The sequence below is a fragment of the Pseudomonas sp. Irchel s3b6 genome (assembly GCF_900187415.1).
In the GTDB taxonomy this organism is placed as follows: Bacteria; Pseudomonadota; Gammaproteobacteria; order Pseudomonadales; family Pseudomonadaceae; genus Aquipseudomonas.
Window position 1 is genome coordinate 42894 of the sequence record NZ_FYDM01000012.1, and the last position, 15081, is coordinate 57974.

At 61.6% G+C, this 15081-nt stretch carries 13 protein-coding genes; 10 read left to right on the forward strand and 3 right to left on the reverse strand.

Annotated features, from left to right (window positions below; genetic code table 11):
* Position 1 precedes the first annotated feature (1 nt).
* Both CKW07_RS18785 and ydcS read right to left on the reverse strand, forming a co-directional pair.
* Positions 2-1039 (reverse strand): ABC transporter ATP-binding protein, encoded by a 1038-nt coding sequence (locus tag CKW07_RS18785; protein WP_095146482.1) that lies wholly within the window; start codon positions 1037-1039, stop codon positions 2-4.
* Between the two features lie 249 nt (positions 1040-1288).
* Positions 1289-2440: a putative ABC transporter substrate-binding protein YdcS gene (gene ydcS / locus CKW07_RS18790; protein ID WP_095146483.1), complete on the reverse strand. Its 1152-nt coding sequence runs from the start codon at positions 2438-2440 to the stop codon at positions 1289-1291.
* 357 nt (positions 2441-2797) lie between these two features.
* Between ydcS and CKW07_RS18795 the strand changes: the two genes are divergently transcribed.
* The 7 genes from CKW07_RS18795 (at position 2798) to CKW07_RS18825 (ending at position 9193) form a co-directional block, all read left to right on the forward strand.
* Positions 2798-3778 (forward strand): quinone oxidoreductase, encoded by a 981-nt coding sequence (locus CKW07_RS18795; RefSeq protein ID WP_095146484.1) that lies wholly within the window; start codon positions 2798-2800, stop codon positions 3776-3778.
* A gap of 23 nt (positions 3779-3801) precedes the next feature.
* Entirely contained in the window at positions 3802-4650 is an 849-nt protein-coding gene (locus CKW07_RS18800; protein WP_095146485.1) for a TauD/TfdA family dioxygenase, read from the forward strand.
* Between the two features lie 74 nt (positions 4651-4724).
* Entirely contained in the window at positions 4725-5777 is a 1053-nt protein-coding gene (locus tag CKW07_RS18805) for a 3-keto-5-aminohexanoate cleavage protein (protein WP_095146486.1), read from the forward strand.
* 101 nt (positions 5778-5878) lie between these two features.
* Positions 5879-7210, forward strand: coding sequence for an MFS transporter (locus tag CKW07_RS18810; RefSeq protein WP_095146487.1), 1332 nt, complete (start codon positions 5879-5881; stop codon positions 7208-7210).
* On the forward strand, positions 7207-7863 hold the full coding sequence (locus tag CKW07_RS18815) for a DsbA family oxidoreductase (protein WP_095146488.1): 657 nt from the start codon (positions 7207-7209) through the stop codon (positions 7861-7863). Before CKW07_RS18810 ends, CKW07_RS18815 begins: the two co-directional genes overlap by 4 nt.
* Positions 7860-8186, forward strand: coding sequence for a Rieske 2Fe-2S domain-containing protein (locus tag CKW07_RS18820; protein WP_095077539.1), 327 nt, complete (start codon positions 7860-7862; stop codon positions 8184-8186). Before CKW07_RS18815 ends, CKW07_RS18820 begins: the two co-directional genes overlap by 4 nt.
* Positions 8183-9193: a YeiH family protein gene (locus CKW07_RS18825; RefSeq protein ID WP_095146489.1), complete on the forward strand. Its 1011-nt coding sequence runs from the start codon at positions 8183-8185 to the stop codon at positions 9191-9193. The genes CKW07_RS18820 and CKW07_RS18825 overlap by 4 nt, the downstream gene beginning before the upstream one ends.
* 303 nt (positions 9194-9496) lie before the next feature.
* Here the strand turns inward: CKW07_RS18825 and CKW07_RS18830 are convergent, their stop codons facing one another.
* Positions 9497-10519: an AraC family transcriptional regulator gene (locus tag CKW07_RS18830; protein WP_095146490.1), complete on the reverse strand. Its 1023-nt coding sequence runs from the start codon at positions 10517-10519 to the stop codon at positions 9497-9499.
* A 351-nt stretch (positions 10520-10870) separates the two neighbouring features.
* On the opposite strand from CKW07_RS18830, the gene CKW07_RS18835 reads away from it, so the two are divergent.
* The 3 genes from CKW07_RS18835 to CKW07_RS18845 all read left to right on the forward strand — a co-directional run bounded on the left by CKW07_RS18835 (position 10871) and on the right by CKW07_RS18845 (position 14979).
* Complete coding sequence (locus CKW07_RS18835) at positions 10871-11437, forward strand: alpha/beta hydrolase (protein WP_095146491.1); 567 nt, start codon at positions 10871-10873, stop codon at positions 11435-11437.
* Between the two features lie 130 nt (positions 11438-11567).
* Entirely contained in the window at positions 11568-13580 is a 2013-nt protein-coding gene (locus CKW07_RS18840; protein ID WP_095146492.1) for a DUF1302 domain-containing protein, read from the forward strand.
* 40 nt (positions 13581-13620) lie between these two features.
* A complete protein-coding gene (locus CKW07_RS18845) occupies positions 13621-14979 on the forward strand; it encodes a DUF1329 domain-containing protein (RefSeq protein ID WP_095146493.1) in 1359 nt (452 codons plus the stop codon).
* Positions 14980-15081 lie beyond the last annotated feature (102 nt).

Below are 15081 nucleotides of genomic sequence, written 5' to 3' on the forward strand. Positions count from 1 at the left end.
CTCATACCCCGCTCACCAGGGTGTCGTGTAATGGAATCATGGCCTCGCGCGCCCAGCGTGCGCTGATGCGTTGCCCGGTCTGGTGCTGGGCGCCGCTGTCGCTCCACTGGTTATTGGCCTTGCTGATGTTCAGGGTCTGGCCGTTTTCCAGCTTCAGCTCGTAGCGTGTGGCGCTGCCCTGGTACTGGATATCGTGCAGCAGGCCGCTGACTTCGATCTCATGGCTGGCCAGCGGGCCTTCAGCGAAACGCACGTGTTCCGGACGGATCGAGAAGGGTTGGGCGTTGCCGTTCAGCTGTTGCGCCAGTTCGCCACGAATCACGTTGGAGGTGCCGACGAACTCGGCAACAAAAGTGGTCGCCGGTTTCATGTACAGGTTACGCGGGGTATCGACCTGCTCGATGTGCCCCTTGTTGAACACCGCCACGCGGTCGGACATCGACAGGGCTTCGGTCTGGTCGTGGGTGACGAAGATGAAGGTAATACCCAGCTGGCGCTGGAGCTTCTTCAGTTCGCCCTGCATTTGCTCACGCAGTTTCAGGTCCAATGCCCCCAGCGGTTCGTCGAGCAGCAGGACCCGGGGGCGATTGACCAGGGCGCGGGCCAGAGCCACGCGCTGACGCTGGCCGCCCGACAGTTGCACCGGCTTGCGCTCGCCGTAGCCGCCGAGGGCGACCATGTCCAAGGCCTCTTCGGCACGCTTGAGGCGCTCGGTCTTGCCGACGCCCTTGACCTTCAATCCGTAGGCGACGTTCTCGCGAACGTTCATGTGCGGGAACAGCGCGTAATCCTGGAACACGGTGTTCACGTCACGCTGATAGGGCGGTAATCCGGCGGCTTCTTCGCCGTGGATACGGATGGAGCCGGTGCTTGGTTGTTCGAAGCCGGCGATCAGGCGCAGGCAGGTGGTTTTGCCCGAGCCGGATGGGCCGAGCATGGAAAAGAACTCGCCGTCCTGGATGTCGATGGAAACCCGGTCTACGGCTTTCACTTCGCCGAACAGACGGGAAACGTTGGTGAACTGGACTGCAAGCGTCATGGTGCGGTGCTCCCAAAAGGCGAGGGCCGTCACAGCGGCCCTGCCTGGACGTCTGAAAACTCTATCAATCGAAAATCAATTCTGCTTTTGGCAAAGCGATGGAGGTGGAAAAGTCGTTCAGGGAGCGTCGCGAGCGGCGATTAGCCGTGTTCGGCCAGCGCACAGCACCCGGAGCGTACGTCAGTACGTGAGGATGCGAGCACTGCCCGGGCGCGGATAATCGACGCGCAGCAGCTACCGGAATGACTTTTATCTACCGCCCATGATCGCGATGTAGTCCTGGGTCCAGCGGCTGTACGGTACGAACTTGCCGCCTTCAGCCTGCGGGGTTTTCCAGAAGGCGATCTTGTCGAACTGGTCGAAGCCGTTGGTCTTGCACCCTTCGGCGCCCAGCAGTTCACTGCCCTGACAGGCGGCGGGCACGGCTGGCAGCGAGCCGAACCAGGCGGCGACGTCGCCCTGGACTTTCGGTTGCAGCGACCAGTCCATCCACTTGTACGCGCAGTTCGGGTGCTTGGCTTCGGCGTGCAGCATGGTGGTGTCGGCCCAGCCGGTGGCGCCTTCTTTCGGGATGGTGGAGGCGATGGGCTGTTTCTCGTTCACCAGGCCGTTGACCTGATAAGGCCAGGCGCCGGAGGCCACCACGCCTTCGTTCTTGAAGTCACTCATCTGCACCGTTGCGTCATGCCAGTAGCGGTGGATCAACGGCTGCTGCGCCCGCAGCAGGTCGAGCACGGCCTTGTACTGGGTTTCCGTCAGTTCATACGGGTTCTGGATGCCCAGTTCCGGCTTGGCAGTCTTCAGGTACAGCGCCGCGTCGGCGATGTAGATCGGGCCGTCATAGGCTTGCACGCGACCCTTGTTGGCTTTGCCGTCCGGCAGGTTTTGTGCGTTGAACACCACGCTCCAGCTGGTGGGCGCCTGCTTGAACACCGTGGTGTTGTACATCAATACGTTCGGGCCCCATTGGTAGGGCGTGCCAAAGGTCTGTTTGTTGACCACGTACCAAGGGGCATCCTTCAAGCGTGGGTCGAGGTTTTTCCAGTTCGGGATCAGGCTGGTGTTGATCGGCTGCACGCGCTTGCCGACGATCAGGCGCAGCGAGGCGTCGCCAGAAGCGGTCACCAGGTCGTAACCGCCCTTGGCCATCAGGCTGACCATTTCATCGGAGGTGGCCGCGGTCTTGACGTTGACCTTGCAGCCGGTTTCCTTCTCGAAACCGGTCACCCAGTCGTACGCCTTGTCGCTTTCGCCCCGTTCGATGTAGCCCGGCCAGGCGACGATATCCAGCTGGCCTTCGCCAGCGCCAACGGCCTTCAGCGGTTCGGCGGCCTGAACACTGGCACTGGCCAGCAGTGCGGTGGCGATTGCACTAAACAGTGCGGTTTTATGCAGGAGCATGGGGACTTCCTCTTTTTTATTTGTATTAAGAGTAGCTGCAAGCCCCAAGAGAGGAGCATGTCCGCATTCGGCTTTTTCCTGACGCATGAAACTTGCCGCTTACAGGAAAACCCGGTGGGCTGTTTTTATGGATTTTCCCGAGTGTAGATCTTTTTTTCTGAATGACAGCGACGCCTCACGGGGCGGCGGTAACGCTGAAATGATCAGCCCCGCCGGCGTCGAAACCCTCGTGGAACCTTGTCATGAAATGAAAAGCCCTTGTCGTCTGATGAGAAGCGTTCGGTCAGCCTGCGGCCTACAGTCCAATCAACGCAATTCCAGGCATACGCCAAAATCGCAGATTGGAGAAAAACAGGCATGGCCAAAGCCGTACGCTTCTACGAAACCGGTGGTCCCGAAGTCCTTCGCTATGAAGATGTCGAGGTAGGCGACCCAGGCCCGGGTCAGGTTCGACTTCGTCACGTGGCGGTCGGGCTGAACTATGCCGACACTTACTTCCGCAACGGTACCTACCCGATCCCGCTCGCCAACGGCATGGGGGTCGAGGCTTCCGGTGTGGTGCAGGCCGTCGGCGAGGGCGTGACCCATGTCGCGGTTGGGGATCGTGTCACTTACACGGGCTTTCTCAACACCCTGGGTGCCTACAGCACCGAACGCCTGATTCCGGCGGCACCGCTGATCAAGCTGCCTGAAACCATCAGTTTCGAGACCGCCGCGGCCATGACCATGCGCGGCTTGACGTCTTCGTACCTGATGCGTCGTCTCTACGACTTCAAGCCCGGGGATACCATTTTGCTGCACGCCGCCGCCGGTGGTGTGGGCCTGATCGTCTCGCAGTGGGCCAAGCTGCTCGGCCTGACCGTGATCGGTACCGTCTCCACCGAAGGCAAGGGCGAAATCGCCAAGGCCCACGGTTGCGACCACATCATCAATTACAGCCATGAAGACGTCGCCCCGCGCGTTCGCGAGCTGACTGACGGCGTTGGCGTCAACGTGGTGTTCGACAGCGTCGGCAAGAACACTTTCATGGGCTCGCTCGACTCGCTCAAGCGCCGTGGCCTGATGGTGTGCGTGGGTACCGCGTCCGGCCCGATCCCGGCCTTTGACCCGGTGCTGCTGGCGATGAAAGGGTCGCTGTTCCTGACCCGTCCGGCGCTGGCTGACTACATTTCAGACCCGGCGGAAAAAGCCGCCCTGGCTGGTGAGTTGTTCGACCACGTGGGCAGCGGTCGAATCAAGATCGAAATCAACCAGCACTACGCCTTGCAGGATGCCGTGCAGGCCCACCGTGACCTGGAATCTCGCAAAACCACGGGGTCGTCGATTTTCGTAATCTGAGGAATCTGAGGAAGCCTGTTGCCATGAAAGTAGAACAATTAACTTGCAACATTGGTGCACAACTCATAGGCGTCAACCTCTCTGACGCCATCCACGACGACGGCCTTTTTGCCGAGATTCGTGCCCAGCTGGTCAAGCACCGTGTGCTGTTCCTGCGCGACCAGGACATCACGCGCGCCGAACACGTTGCCTTCGCTCGCCGTTTCGGCGAGCTGGAGGATCATCCGGTCGCCGGCAGTGATCCGGAGCATCCGGGCCTGGTGCAGATCTACAAGCGCCCGGACCAGCCCATGGACCGCTACGAAAACGCCTGGCATACCGATGCCACCTGGCGCGAGGCGCCACCGATGGGGTGCGTGTTGCGCTGCGTGGAATGCCCGCCGGTGGGCGGCGACACCATGTGGGTGAACATGGTGCAGGCCTACGAGCGCCTGCCCGAAGACGTGAAGGTGAAGATCGCCGGCCTGCGCGCCCGCCACAGCATCGAAGCGAGTTTCGGCGCAGCCATGCCGATCGAAAAGCGCCTGGCGCTCAAGGCCCAATACCCGGATGCCGAGCACCCGGTGGTGCGCACCCATCCGGAAACCGGTGAGAAGGTGCTGTTCGTCAATGCCTTTACCACCCATCTGAGCAACTACCACACCGCTGACCGGGTGCGCTTCGGCCAGGACGCCAACCCGGGTGCGTCCGACCTGCTGCGCTATCTGATCAGCCAGGCCTACATCCCTGAATATCAGGTGCGCTGGCGCTGGAGTCCCAACAGCATAGCCATCTGGGACAACCGCAGTACCCAGCATTACGCCGTCATGGACTACCCGCCTTGCCATCGCAAGATGGAGCGTGCCGGCATCATTGGCGACAAGACCTACTGAACGCCAGCCCCTGCTCTTGGTCTGCCCCGGCAAAGTCTGCCGGGTGACTTACAATAAAAACACTGGAGTAACTCATGCAATTCTTCGACGATTCCCTGCACCCCGAAAACATGGAAAAGGTGGTGATCACCGTTGCCCCTTACGGCCCTGAATGGATGCCGGAAGACTTCCCGGAAGATATTCCGCTGACCATGGACGAGCAGGTGCAAAAGGCGGTTGACTGCTATGAAGCCGGCGCCACCGTGCTGCACTTGCACGTGCGCGAGCTGGACGGCAAGGGTTCCAAGCGCTTGTCCAAGTTCAACGAACTGATTGCCGGCGTGCGTGAAGCGGTGCCGGACATGATCATTCAGGTCGGCGGCTCGATTTCCTTTGCCCCCGAGAGCGATGGCGAGGCGGCCAAATGGCTGTCCGACGATACCCGCCACATGCTTGCTGAGCTGACGCCAAAACCGGACCAGGTCACGGTGGCGATCAACACCACCCAGATGAACATCATGGAGCTGCTGTATCCGGAATACCTGGAAGGCACCTCCCTGGCCAACCCGGCCTACCAGGCTGCCTACAGCGAGATGACCGTACCGGCCGGCCCGGCTTGGGTAGCAGAGCACCTCAAGCGCCTGATGGCCAACGGTATCCAGCCGCACTTCCAGCTGACCGGCATGCATGCGATGGAAACCCTCGAGCGTCTGGTCCGCAGGGGCGTCTACAAGGGCCCGTTGAACCTGACCTGGATCGGCATTGGCGGTGGTTTCGACGGTCCTAATCCGTTCAACTTCTTCAACTTCATCCACCGTGCGCCGGACGGTTGCACCCTGACCGCCGAGTCGCTGCTGAAAAACGTATTGCCGTTCAACACCATGGCGCTGGCCATGGGTATGCACCCACGGGTGGGTATCGAAGACACGATCATCGATCACCACGGCAAGCGTTTCAGCTCCGTACAACAGATCGAGCAGACCGTGCGTGTCGCTCATGAGTTGGGCCGCGAAATCGCCAGCGGCAAGGAAGCGCGGGAAATCTACCGCATCGGTGTGCAGTACGAGACCGTCGAGGAAACCCTGCTGGCCAATGGCATGGCGCCAAACCGCAAGGCTGGCCAGAAAGGAGTACCACAGCGCGGTTGATGAACTGCGGGGCAAGCGACAGGCATCGCTTGCCCCGTATTGATGTAACAAGGTCCACATGCCCTATAAAAACAAATACAAGTTACGCCTGAGGAGGCAGCATGGCCTTTCACCCTATTGCAGCAGGTGACGAGGACCCGGATACCGTCACGGTTGAGCGTCCTTATGCCTGGATCGTCTTTGCCCTGACCTTCGGCCTGTTGATTTCAGACTACATGTCGCGGCAAGTGCTTAACGCCGTGTTCCCCATGCTCAAGAGCGAGTGGGCGTTGAGCGACGGTCAACTCGGCCTGCTCAGCGGCATCGTCGCCTTGATGGTCGGTCTGTTGACGTTCCCCCTGTCCTTGCTCGCAGATCGTTTCGGCCGGGTCAAAAGCCTGGCGCTGATGGCCATGCTCTGGAGCCTGGCGACCCTCGGCTGCGCGTTGGCCGAGAACTATCAGCAAATGTTCATTGCCCGCTTCATGGTGGGTGTCGGCGAAGCGGCCTATGGCAGCGTGGGTATCGCCGTGGTTATTTCCGTGTTTCCCAAGCATATGCGGGCTACGCTGGCCAGCGCCTTCATGGCGGGTGGCATGTTCGGCGCGGTGTTGGGCATGGCCTTGGGCGGCGTGATCGCGGCCAAGCTGGGCTGGCGTTGGTCGTTCGCCGGCATGGCCCTGTTCGGCTTGCTGCTGGCGTTGCTGTATCCGGTCATCGTCAAGGAGGCGCGCATCGCCCCACGACGTGCCATGGCGGCGGCGAACAAGGCTGCGGCGGCGGTCAAGCGCCCGCTGCGTACGCTGTATTGCAGTCGCTCGGTGGTCAGTGCCTACATCGGTAGCGGCCTGCAGTTGTTCGTCGGTGCCACCGTGGTGGTGTGGATGCCGAGCTACCTGAACCGTTACTACGACATGGGGACTGACAAGGCCGGTGCCTTGGCGGCGCTTATCGTACTGTGCAGCGGCGCGGGGATGATTCTGTGCGGCATTCTCAGCGACCGCCTTAGCCAGCAATCGCCGGAACGCAAGGTGACCCTGGCCATCGCCTATTGCCTGGGCAGTTGCCTGCTGTTGTCGATCGCCTTTGCCCTGCCGGCGGGGCCTGCGCAACTGGTGCTGATCTGCCTGGGCATGCTGATTGCCACGGGGATCACCGGCCCTGCGGGAGCCATGGTTGCCAACCTGACCCATTACTCGGTGCATGGCACCGCCTTTGCCACGCTGACTCTGGTCAACAACATGCTCGGGCTTGCCCCGGGCCCGTTCGTGACCGGCAAGGTATCGGACCTGATCGGCCTGCATGCGGCCTTCCAGTTGGTACCACTGATCAGCATCGCGGCAGCGGCGGTGTTCTTTTATGCCAGGTGCCATTATCACAACGACATTGCTCGCCTGAAGGGTGAGCGCGGCAATACGCCGGTCGCAGATGTAGCGTTAGAGGTGAGATCGTGAGTCATCGTTTGCACGTCGAAGTGTTCTTCGATTTTATTTGCCCCTGGTGCCTGATCGGCAAGCGCCAGCTGGAAGTTGCATTGGACCGGTTGCGCAGCGAGCGACCGGATGTCGAGGTTGACCTGGCATGGCAGGGTGTTCAGTTGCTGCCCCATCTGCCGCCCCAGGGCGAACCCTTTGCCGAGTTCTACCTGCAGCGCCTAGGCAGCGTCGAGGCTGTGCGCATGCGTCAGGCCCAGGTGCAGCAGGCCGCGGCTGCGGTCGGTGTCAGCATCGACCTGCGCGGTATCGAGCGGATGCCCAACACCGCCGACGCCCATCGCTTGATGGAGCAGGCGGCTGTACTGGGCAGTGCTGCCCAGCGTGATGCCCTGCTGGAGCGTCTGTTCAGCGCCTACTTTGTGCGCGGTGAAGACTTGGGTTGTGCCGATACACTGCTGGCCATTGCCGAGGAGTGCGGTTTCGACCGTGCCGCCCTGGCCGGCTGCCTGAGCGGTGATGCCAGTCCGTACCTGGGCAGCGACACAAGGCCGGTCAAGAGCGTGCCGCATTTCCAGTTCGACCGTCGCCTGGCGATCAGTGGGGCGCAACCTGCCGAAGCGCTGTTCGGTGCCATGTGTGAAGCGCTGCAGCAAGAGCGGCAACCTTCATGAGCCAGCGTGTACCCGTGCCTGCCGGCAAGCTCCCGCAGGCCGGAGGACGGTCGCTGTTCGAATTCGCCGACAAGAGCCTGGCGTTGTTCAACGTCGACGGTAGGCTCTACGCCATCGACGACAGTTGTCCGCATCAGGGCGCCTCGCTGTGTGGCGGGCGCCTGGAAGGGCGAGTGATTCAGTGCTGTGCCCATGGCCTGCGTTTCGACCTGGCCAGTGGTTACCTGCTCAATTCCGACAAGCTCAAGGTTGCCAACTACCCGGTCGAGGTCGTCGACGACCAGGCCTATATCGTGATCGTTCCTGAGGAGTCCGCGCCATGAGCGCCATCGCTCTGACCAGTATCCATAGCCGCGCGCGCGAACTGGCGCCGGGTTTTATCGTCAGCCTGACCGTGGCCGCGGCGGCGACTTTCTTGTCCGAGCACTACGGTGCACCGGTCATGTTGTTCGCCCTGCTACTGGGCATGGCGTTGAACTTTCTCGCCGGTGAGAGCAAATGCAAGGCCGGCATCGAGTTCACGGCGCGCACGGTGCTGCGTATCGGCGTGGCGCTGCTGGGGATGCGCATCACCCTCGAGCAGATCGCCGCCCTCGGCTGGAAGCCGGTGGCTCTGGTGGTAATCCTGGTGGTGGTGACCATCGGCGTCTCGGTGCTGGCCGCCAAGGCCATGGGCTTCCAGCGCCTGTTCGGCATGCTCACCGGCGGCGCTACGGCGATCTGTGGTGCTTCGGCGGCGTTGGCGTTGGCAGCGGCGCTGCCCAACCACCCGCAGAAAGAGCGCGCGACCCTGTTCACCGTGATTGGCGTCTCGGCGCTGTCCACCCTGGCCATGATCGTTTACCCGATGATTGCCAACTGGTTCGGCTTGTCACCGCAAGTGGCGGGGGTGTTTCTCGGCGCGACGATCCATGACGTGGCCCAGGTGGTCGGTGCCGGTTACAGCATGTCGACCGAGACCGGCGACACGGCCACGGTGGTCAAGTTGATGCGGGTCGCGATGCTGCTGCCGGTGATTCTGTGCGCTGCCATGATCACCCGCATGCAGGGCGCCGACACTACCGGCAAGCGGCCGCCGTTGCTGCCGTGGTTCGCGGTCGGATTCCTGTTGCTGGCCTGTCTCAACAGTACCGGCTGGGTGGCGCCGGTGGTGCAGGGCGGGGTCAATGAATTGTCGCGCTGGTGCCTGGTGATTTCCATCAGTGCCCTGGGCATGAAGACCCAGCTCAAGGAGCTGGCGGCCGTCGGCATCAAGCCCATCTTGCTGATGGTTGGGGAAACCGTGTTCCTCGTCGCCCTGGTGCTGTTGTTGCTGCATTGGGGGCTGTAAGCCTAATGCCAGTCAGTTAATTGTAGGAGCGAGCGTGCTCGCGATGAGCTCAAGGGCATCGCGTTTAATCAGATAACACGCGTTATCGTTAACGTCCATCGCGAGCGTGCTCGCTCCTACAAGGGGCGTGGCGCCCTGTCTTTCCCCGCAAGTACTGCACGAGCAGCGCTGCGCTACGTTGCCTCCATGGCGTAGCGCGGCACTCGACCGGGCCACTGGCATCGGTTTTTTTGCGGCGGCTGTGACGACAGCCGACCGCTTTTTTTTTCTGTTGGATTCCTGCCGACCGAGGAGGGTGCCTGTTCAGTCAGGCATTCTGGACGGGGCGTTCTTGTGCGTGCTGCGCCAGGAGGCAGGCGGCATGCCGAACTGCGCGATGAACCAGCGGGTGAACGAACTTGCCATGGAGTAACCGAGCATGTCGGCGATACGCCCCAGCGAGTAACTCGGGTTCTCCAGGTAGCGCAGGACCAGGTCGCGGCGCACATCATTGATCACATCGTTGAACGTGCAATTGTCCTCTTTCAAACGTCGCTGCAGGGTGCGCACGTTCATGCCCTGGGTCTGGGCTATCTGCTCGATGGTGGCGTGCCCCATCGGTAGCAGCAGGTAGATGGCCTTGCGGATTTCAAACAGAGTCGACGGCCCCTGGTCGCCTTGCAACGAGTCGAGATAACGCTGGGCGTGACGCGCCATCGCCGGGTCGGCATGGGGGTTGGTCATGTCCAGGTTGGCGTTGGGGCAGACAATGCCATTGAACTCACTGCCGAACTCCAGCTTGCAGCCGAACAGGCGTCGATGCAGCTGCAGGTTGTCGGGCGCCTGGTGCGTGAAGTTGACGCTGTAGGGCTGCCAGCTGGAGCCGAGCAGGGCGGCGCAGAGCCGGAACATTACGCCGATGGCCAGCTCGTTGGCCTGGCGGCAGGGCATCGGTACCTCGGTCACCACTTCCTCGCGGATGATCACCATCTTGCCGGCTTCTTCGATGAAGATGGCCAGCGAATCGTTGAGCAGATGTCGGTAGTGCACCACCACCTGCAGTGCATCGCGCAGGGTTCGCTGGTGAGTCAGCAGCAGGCTGACGACGCCGAAGTCGGAGAGCTGGCGCGATTCGGCCATGCTCAGGCCAAAACTCTGGCAACCGCTGGCAGTGGCCGAGTCCTCCAGCAAGCGTACGGCCGCATCGATCGCAATCCGGTGTTCGGGCACTTGCAGTCGATTTTTGTTCAAGCCGACGGAGGCCAACAAATCGTGTGGGTTGAACCCCAGGTAGTGGGCCACCTCCAGGTAGTTGGTCAGGACGGCGGCACGAACGAGCTTGGTCATTCAGTGGTATTTCCTAGTGTTGTTTTTATGGAAATAAGCCGCTCGACTATAAGCCAGCGCGTCATGAAATGAAAAATACTTTGATGTGAGTTACCCGTTACATCCGCGTACTAGACACCTCGAAGCCCCGCCCACGGCCGCCTCCACGATAAATGGCATGGCGTCACTTTCCATTCCCGGCATTGGCTGCCGGACTGCTTGAACGCATGAGCGGTATGGCACCTGTCATCAAAAGAAAAGTGACTGACGTCAAATGAAAAGCGCACCGGATGGGGGGTCTTTAAGGTCGGTACTACAAAAAAGTTCTGGCCAACGAGCCAGTCGAGTCTTCGAGAAGCCGAGGGTGTTCAAGTGGACAAGCTGCAAACTGCCGCAACCGTTCTGATCGTGCCTGGCCTGCGTGAGCACGTGGCCGAGCATTGGCAAACACTGCTGGAGGCCCGCCTAGGCAAGGTACGTAGCGTACCGCCACTTGAAACCGACAAACTCGACTGCGCGGCCCGGGTCCGGGCGATCCAGCAGCAGTTGGAACAGATCGACGGTCCGGTGATCCTGGTGGCCCACAGCGCCGGGGTCTTGATGGTGGCGCACTGGGCTGCGAAACATCACCGTCCGATCAAGGGCGCTCTGCTGGCCGCGCCACCCGACCTCGATGCCGCCTGGCCACAAGGCTATCCCACCCCGGACAGCCTGCGCGCCAATGGCTGGGATCCCCTGCCCAAAGGCCCGTTGCCGTTCCGCAGCCTGGTGGCCGCCAGCACCAACGATCACCTTGCCAGCCTGGATGCCGTCACTCGCATGGCCCAGGGCTGGGAGTCCGAACTGCGCAATCTCGGCCAGGTCGGCCATCTCAACCCCGCTTCGGGCTTTGGCCATTGGCCAGAGGCTGAAGCCCTCATCCTGGAGCTGGATCGCTAGTTCAGGAACCGGTTTGACCACAAGCCAACCGGTAATTGCCCTCACTCCTGAATATCGCAGGTGCCTTGATCAAAGGATTGCGCGAGGGCTGCTGCGCTTAAAACAAATACAAAAAGGCGGAGACAACACAATGCATAACAATAAGAGTCACGGCTTCACACCCACGTGTCACACATTGCTGGCCTCGGCCATTCTGGCTGCCGCCATGCCAGGTGCCTATGCCGTCGAACTGGATACCGGTAACCCGGACCTGGCCGTGCGCCTGGACAACACCGTCAAGTACAACTACGGCGTGCGTACCGAAAGCGCGGACAAGCGCATGCTGGCGACACCGAACAACAACGATGGCGATTACAACTTCCGCAAGTCCGGCACCAACATCACCAACCGTGTCGACCTGCTGACCGAGATGGACGTGGTCTATCAAGATCACATGGGCTTTCGCGTCAGTGCTGCCAGTTGGTACGACAAGGCCTACGAGAACACCGGTTCCAACTCCAACCCGTTCGTCAACGGTAATGACGCACGGTCCGGCCTGATCGCCAACGACCCGCGCCTGGCCGGCGTCACCGGGGACAATGTCGGCAACGGCAGCCCGCACCTGAGCAACTACGCCCAGCGTTATTACACCGGGCCCTCGGGCGAAATCCTCGATGCCTTCGTGTTCTACAGCACCGAAGTGGGCGAAGAGTCGTTGTTCAGCGTCAAGGCCGGCCAGCACAACGTGTTCTGGGGCGAGACCTTGCTCAACCCTGTGCACTCGGTCAGCTTCGGCCAATCCGGCCTGGACCTGGCCAAGCTGGCGGCGTCCCCTGGTACCGAGGCCAAGGAGCTGTTCGTTCCGCGCAATCAGATCTCGACGTCGTTCACCGTCAACCAAGAGTTGACCGTCGGTGCCCAGTACTTCCTGGATTGGGACGCCGCCCGCCTGCCTGAGGCCGGCACGTACTACGGCGGTTCCGACCTGGTGGGGTCTGGCGCGCAGTCGTTCCTGCTCGGCAACACCAACGGCGTGGTACCTGGCAGCCCATTGGGTTGCGGCCTGGCGCCTTGCAACGCCCTGACCAACGTCCGCCGTGGCCATGACCTGGAACCGGACAAGCGGGGCGACTGGGGCGTGATGGCCAAGTGGTCGCCGCAATGGCTCGATGGCACCCTCGGCGTCTACTACCGCAAGACGTCGGACATCCTGCCGCAGGCCTGGTTGAACGCCACAGGGCTGAGCTCGGCCAATGCCAACGGCACACGCCCAGCGGGCCAGGTGCCGGCTGTCGTCAATACCCTGAACTCGTTGAGCTCGGCCACCTATCAAATGGCCTATGGCGGCGACATCGACATCTTCGGCTTGAGCCTGTCCAAGGATGTTGGCGGCATCAGTGTCGGCAGTGACTTGAACATCCGCCACAACATGCCGCTGGCCAGTATCCCGGCCATCCTCAGCTCCACCAGCCCGCTGGGGCTGGGTAATGGTCTGGGCCTGTTGCCGCCGCGTACCGACGCCACTGGCATTGTCTATGACGCCCCCCACCATGGGGACAGCATGAGCGCTACCGGTGAAACGCTGCACTGGACCCTCAATGGCCTGATGACCATTCCCAAGACGGCGCTGTTCGATTCGGCCGTCCTGCTCTCCGAGCTCTACTACAGCAACCTGCTCAAGCTCGATGGCAAGAACGAGGCACTCTACAAGGGCAAGGGCAGTTACCGCGGCATTGATGCCCCGACCCGTGACAACTGGGGTCTCGCGGTCAACTTCACGCCGACCTGGTACCAGGTGTTCCCGGGTGTGGATATGACCATGCCGCTGTCCGTCAATGTCGGCCTCGATGGTGTTTCGCCGGTTTCCGGCGGTGGCGCGGAAGACACCGGCAACTATGCGGTTGGCGTCGGTGCCGCCGTTTACAACAAGTACTTTGTCGACCTCAAGTACGTGGACTCCTTTGGCCAGACTGACAAGTGCGATGTCAGCGGCCTGAGCACCGGCGCGGCCAACGCCGGGAGTGGCGATGGCTCGACGCCGAACGCCTTTAGTGGCAACGAGAACTATGCCTGTTACGCCGGTGGCTACTCGGCCTTCTCGGGCGGCGGCGCGACCACGGAAGACCGTGGCGCGCTGTACCTGACGCTGAAAACCACCTTCTGATTCACCCATTGCTTAGTCATGTAAGCAGGAGAATAACAAAATGAAATTCGTGAAAACGCTGCTGGCCACTTCCCTGGCCATGATGCTTGCCGCTCAGGCACAAGCCGCCGTATCCGAACAAGAGGCGGCCAAACTGGGTACCAGCCTGACCCTGCTGGGCGCGGAAAAGGCCGGTAACGGCGACGGCTCGATTCCTGCCTACAGCGGCGGCCTGACTACCGCCCCGGCAAGCTTCAAGGCGGGCGACAGCATGCGCCCGGACCCTTACGCCAGTGAAAAGCCACTGCTGGTGATCGATGGCAAGAACGTCGACCAGTACAAGGGCATGCTCACCGCCACTTCGGTTGAGCTGGCCAAGCGCTTTCCCACTTACCGCATCGATGTCTACCCGACCCACCGCTCCGTGGCATTGCCCCAGGCCATCCTCGACAACAGCCGGAAAAATGCCGGCGGCGCCAAGTCCCTTGAGGGCGGGTTGGCCATCGACAATGTGCTGCCGGGCGTGCCGTTCCCGATCCCGCAATCGGGCAGCGAAGCCATGTGGAACTTCCTGCTGCGTTATCAGGGCGTCAACATCAACTCCAAGTACGACTCCTGGAACGTCGACTCGGCCGGTGTGGCGAGCCTGGCCACCACCGGACAGGCGTTCATTACCTACCCGATCTACGAAAACCTGGCACAGCCGATCAGCAGCTCCGATGTGTACTACCAGATGAAGCTGTACTACACCGGCCCTGCACGCCGGGCCGGTGAGGCGCTGATGCTCAAGGACGCGGCCAACCCGCTCGAGCAGCCGCGCCGCGCCTGGCAATACCTGCCTGGCCAGCGCCGGGTCAAGCTGGCGCCGAACCTGGCCTACGACACGCCTAACCCGGGTACCGCCGGTGCCGGGACCTTCGACGATGTGTTCGTGTTCAACGGTGCGCTGGACCGCTACGACTGGAAGCTGGTGGGCAAGCAGGAAATGATCGTGCCCTACAACACCTACAAGCTGACCTATGCCCAGGATCCCAAGTCGCTGACCACCCCGAACCATCTTGCACCCGATTTCGTGCGCTGGGAGAAACACCGCGTCTGGGTGGTGGAGGGCAACCTCAAGGCTGGCGCGCGCCACATCTACCAGAAGCGTCGCTTCTACCTGGATGAAGACAGCTGGGCCGCTGTGGCTTCGGACCAATACGACGCACGTGGCCAACTCTATCGCGGCTCCTTTGCCTTCCTCAGCCAGAGCTATGACAAGCAGGTACCGGACACCACGCCTTTCATGATCTACGACCTGGTGGGCGGTTCCTACAACATCAACGGAGTGGTGGGCCCTTACGGTGGTATCCGCTACATCGACTCGCTGTCCAAGGCGCAATGGTCGCCTGAGTCCCTGGCGGGTGCCGGCATTCGCTAATGCTGTGACAAGGCGCCCTGCGGTCCACTGACGGTGGAGTGGCCGCATGCCGTGGGCGTCTGACTTCAACGCCGGGTTGCACCCTGGGGTGCTCCCGGCGCG

Excerpts from the sequence above, each read along its gene's own strand:
- CKW07_RS18785 (WP_095146482.1), bottom strand. The coding sequence starts at position 1,039 with ATGACGCTTGCAGTCCAGTTCACCAACGTTTCCCGTCTGTTCGGCGAA.
- ydcS (WP_095146483.1), bottom strand. The coding sequence starts at position 2,440 with ATGCTCCTGCATAAAACCGCACTGTTTAGTGCAATCGCCACCGCACTG.
- CKW07_RS18795 (WP_095146484.1), top strand. The coding sequence starts at position 2,798 with ATGGCCAAAGCCGTACGCTTCTACGAAACCGGTGGTCCCGAAGTCCTT.
- CKW07_RS18800 (WP_095146485.1), top strand. The coding sequence starts at position 3,802 with ATGAAAGTAGAACAATTAACTTGCAACATTGGTGCACAACTCATAGGC.
- CKW07_RS18805 (WP_095146486.1), top strand. The coding sequence starts at position 4,725 with ATGCAATTCTTCGACGATTCCCTGCACCCCGAAAACATGGAAAAGGTG.
- CKW07_RS18810 (WP_095146487.1), top strand. The coding sequence starts at position 5,879 with ATGGCCTTTCACCCTATTGCAGCAGGTGACGAGGACCCGGATACCGTC.
- CKW07_RS18820 (WP_095077539.1), top strand. The coding sequence starts at position 7,860 with ATGAGCCAGCGTGTACCCGTGCCTGCCGGCAAGCTCCCGCAGGCCGGA.
- CKW07_RS18825 (WP_095146489.1), top strand. The coding sequence starts at position 8,183 with ATGAGCGCCATCGCTCTGACCAGTATCCATAGCCGCGCGCGCGAACTG.
- CKW07_RS18830 (WP_095146490.1), bottom strand. The coding sequence starts at position 10,519 with ATGACCAAGCTCGTTCGTGCCGCCGTCCTGACCAACTACCTGGAGGTG.
- CKW07_RS18840 (WP_095146492.1), top strand. The coding sequence starts at position 11,568 with ATGCATAACAATAAGAGTCACGGCTTCACACCCACGTGTCACACATTG.
- CKW07_RS18845 (WP_095146493.1), top strand. The coding sequence starts at position 13,621 with ATGAAATTCGTGAAAACGCTGCTGGCCACTTCCCTGGCCATGATGCTT.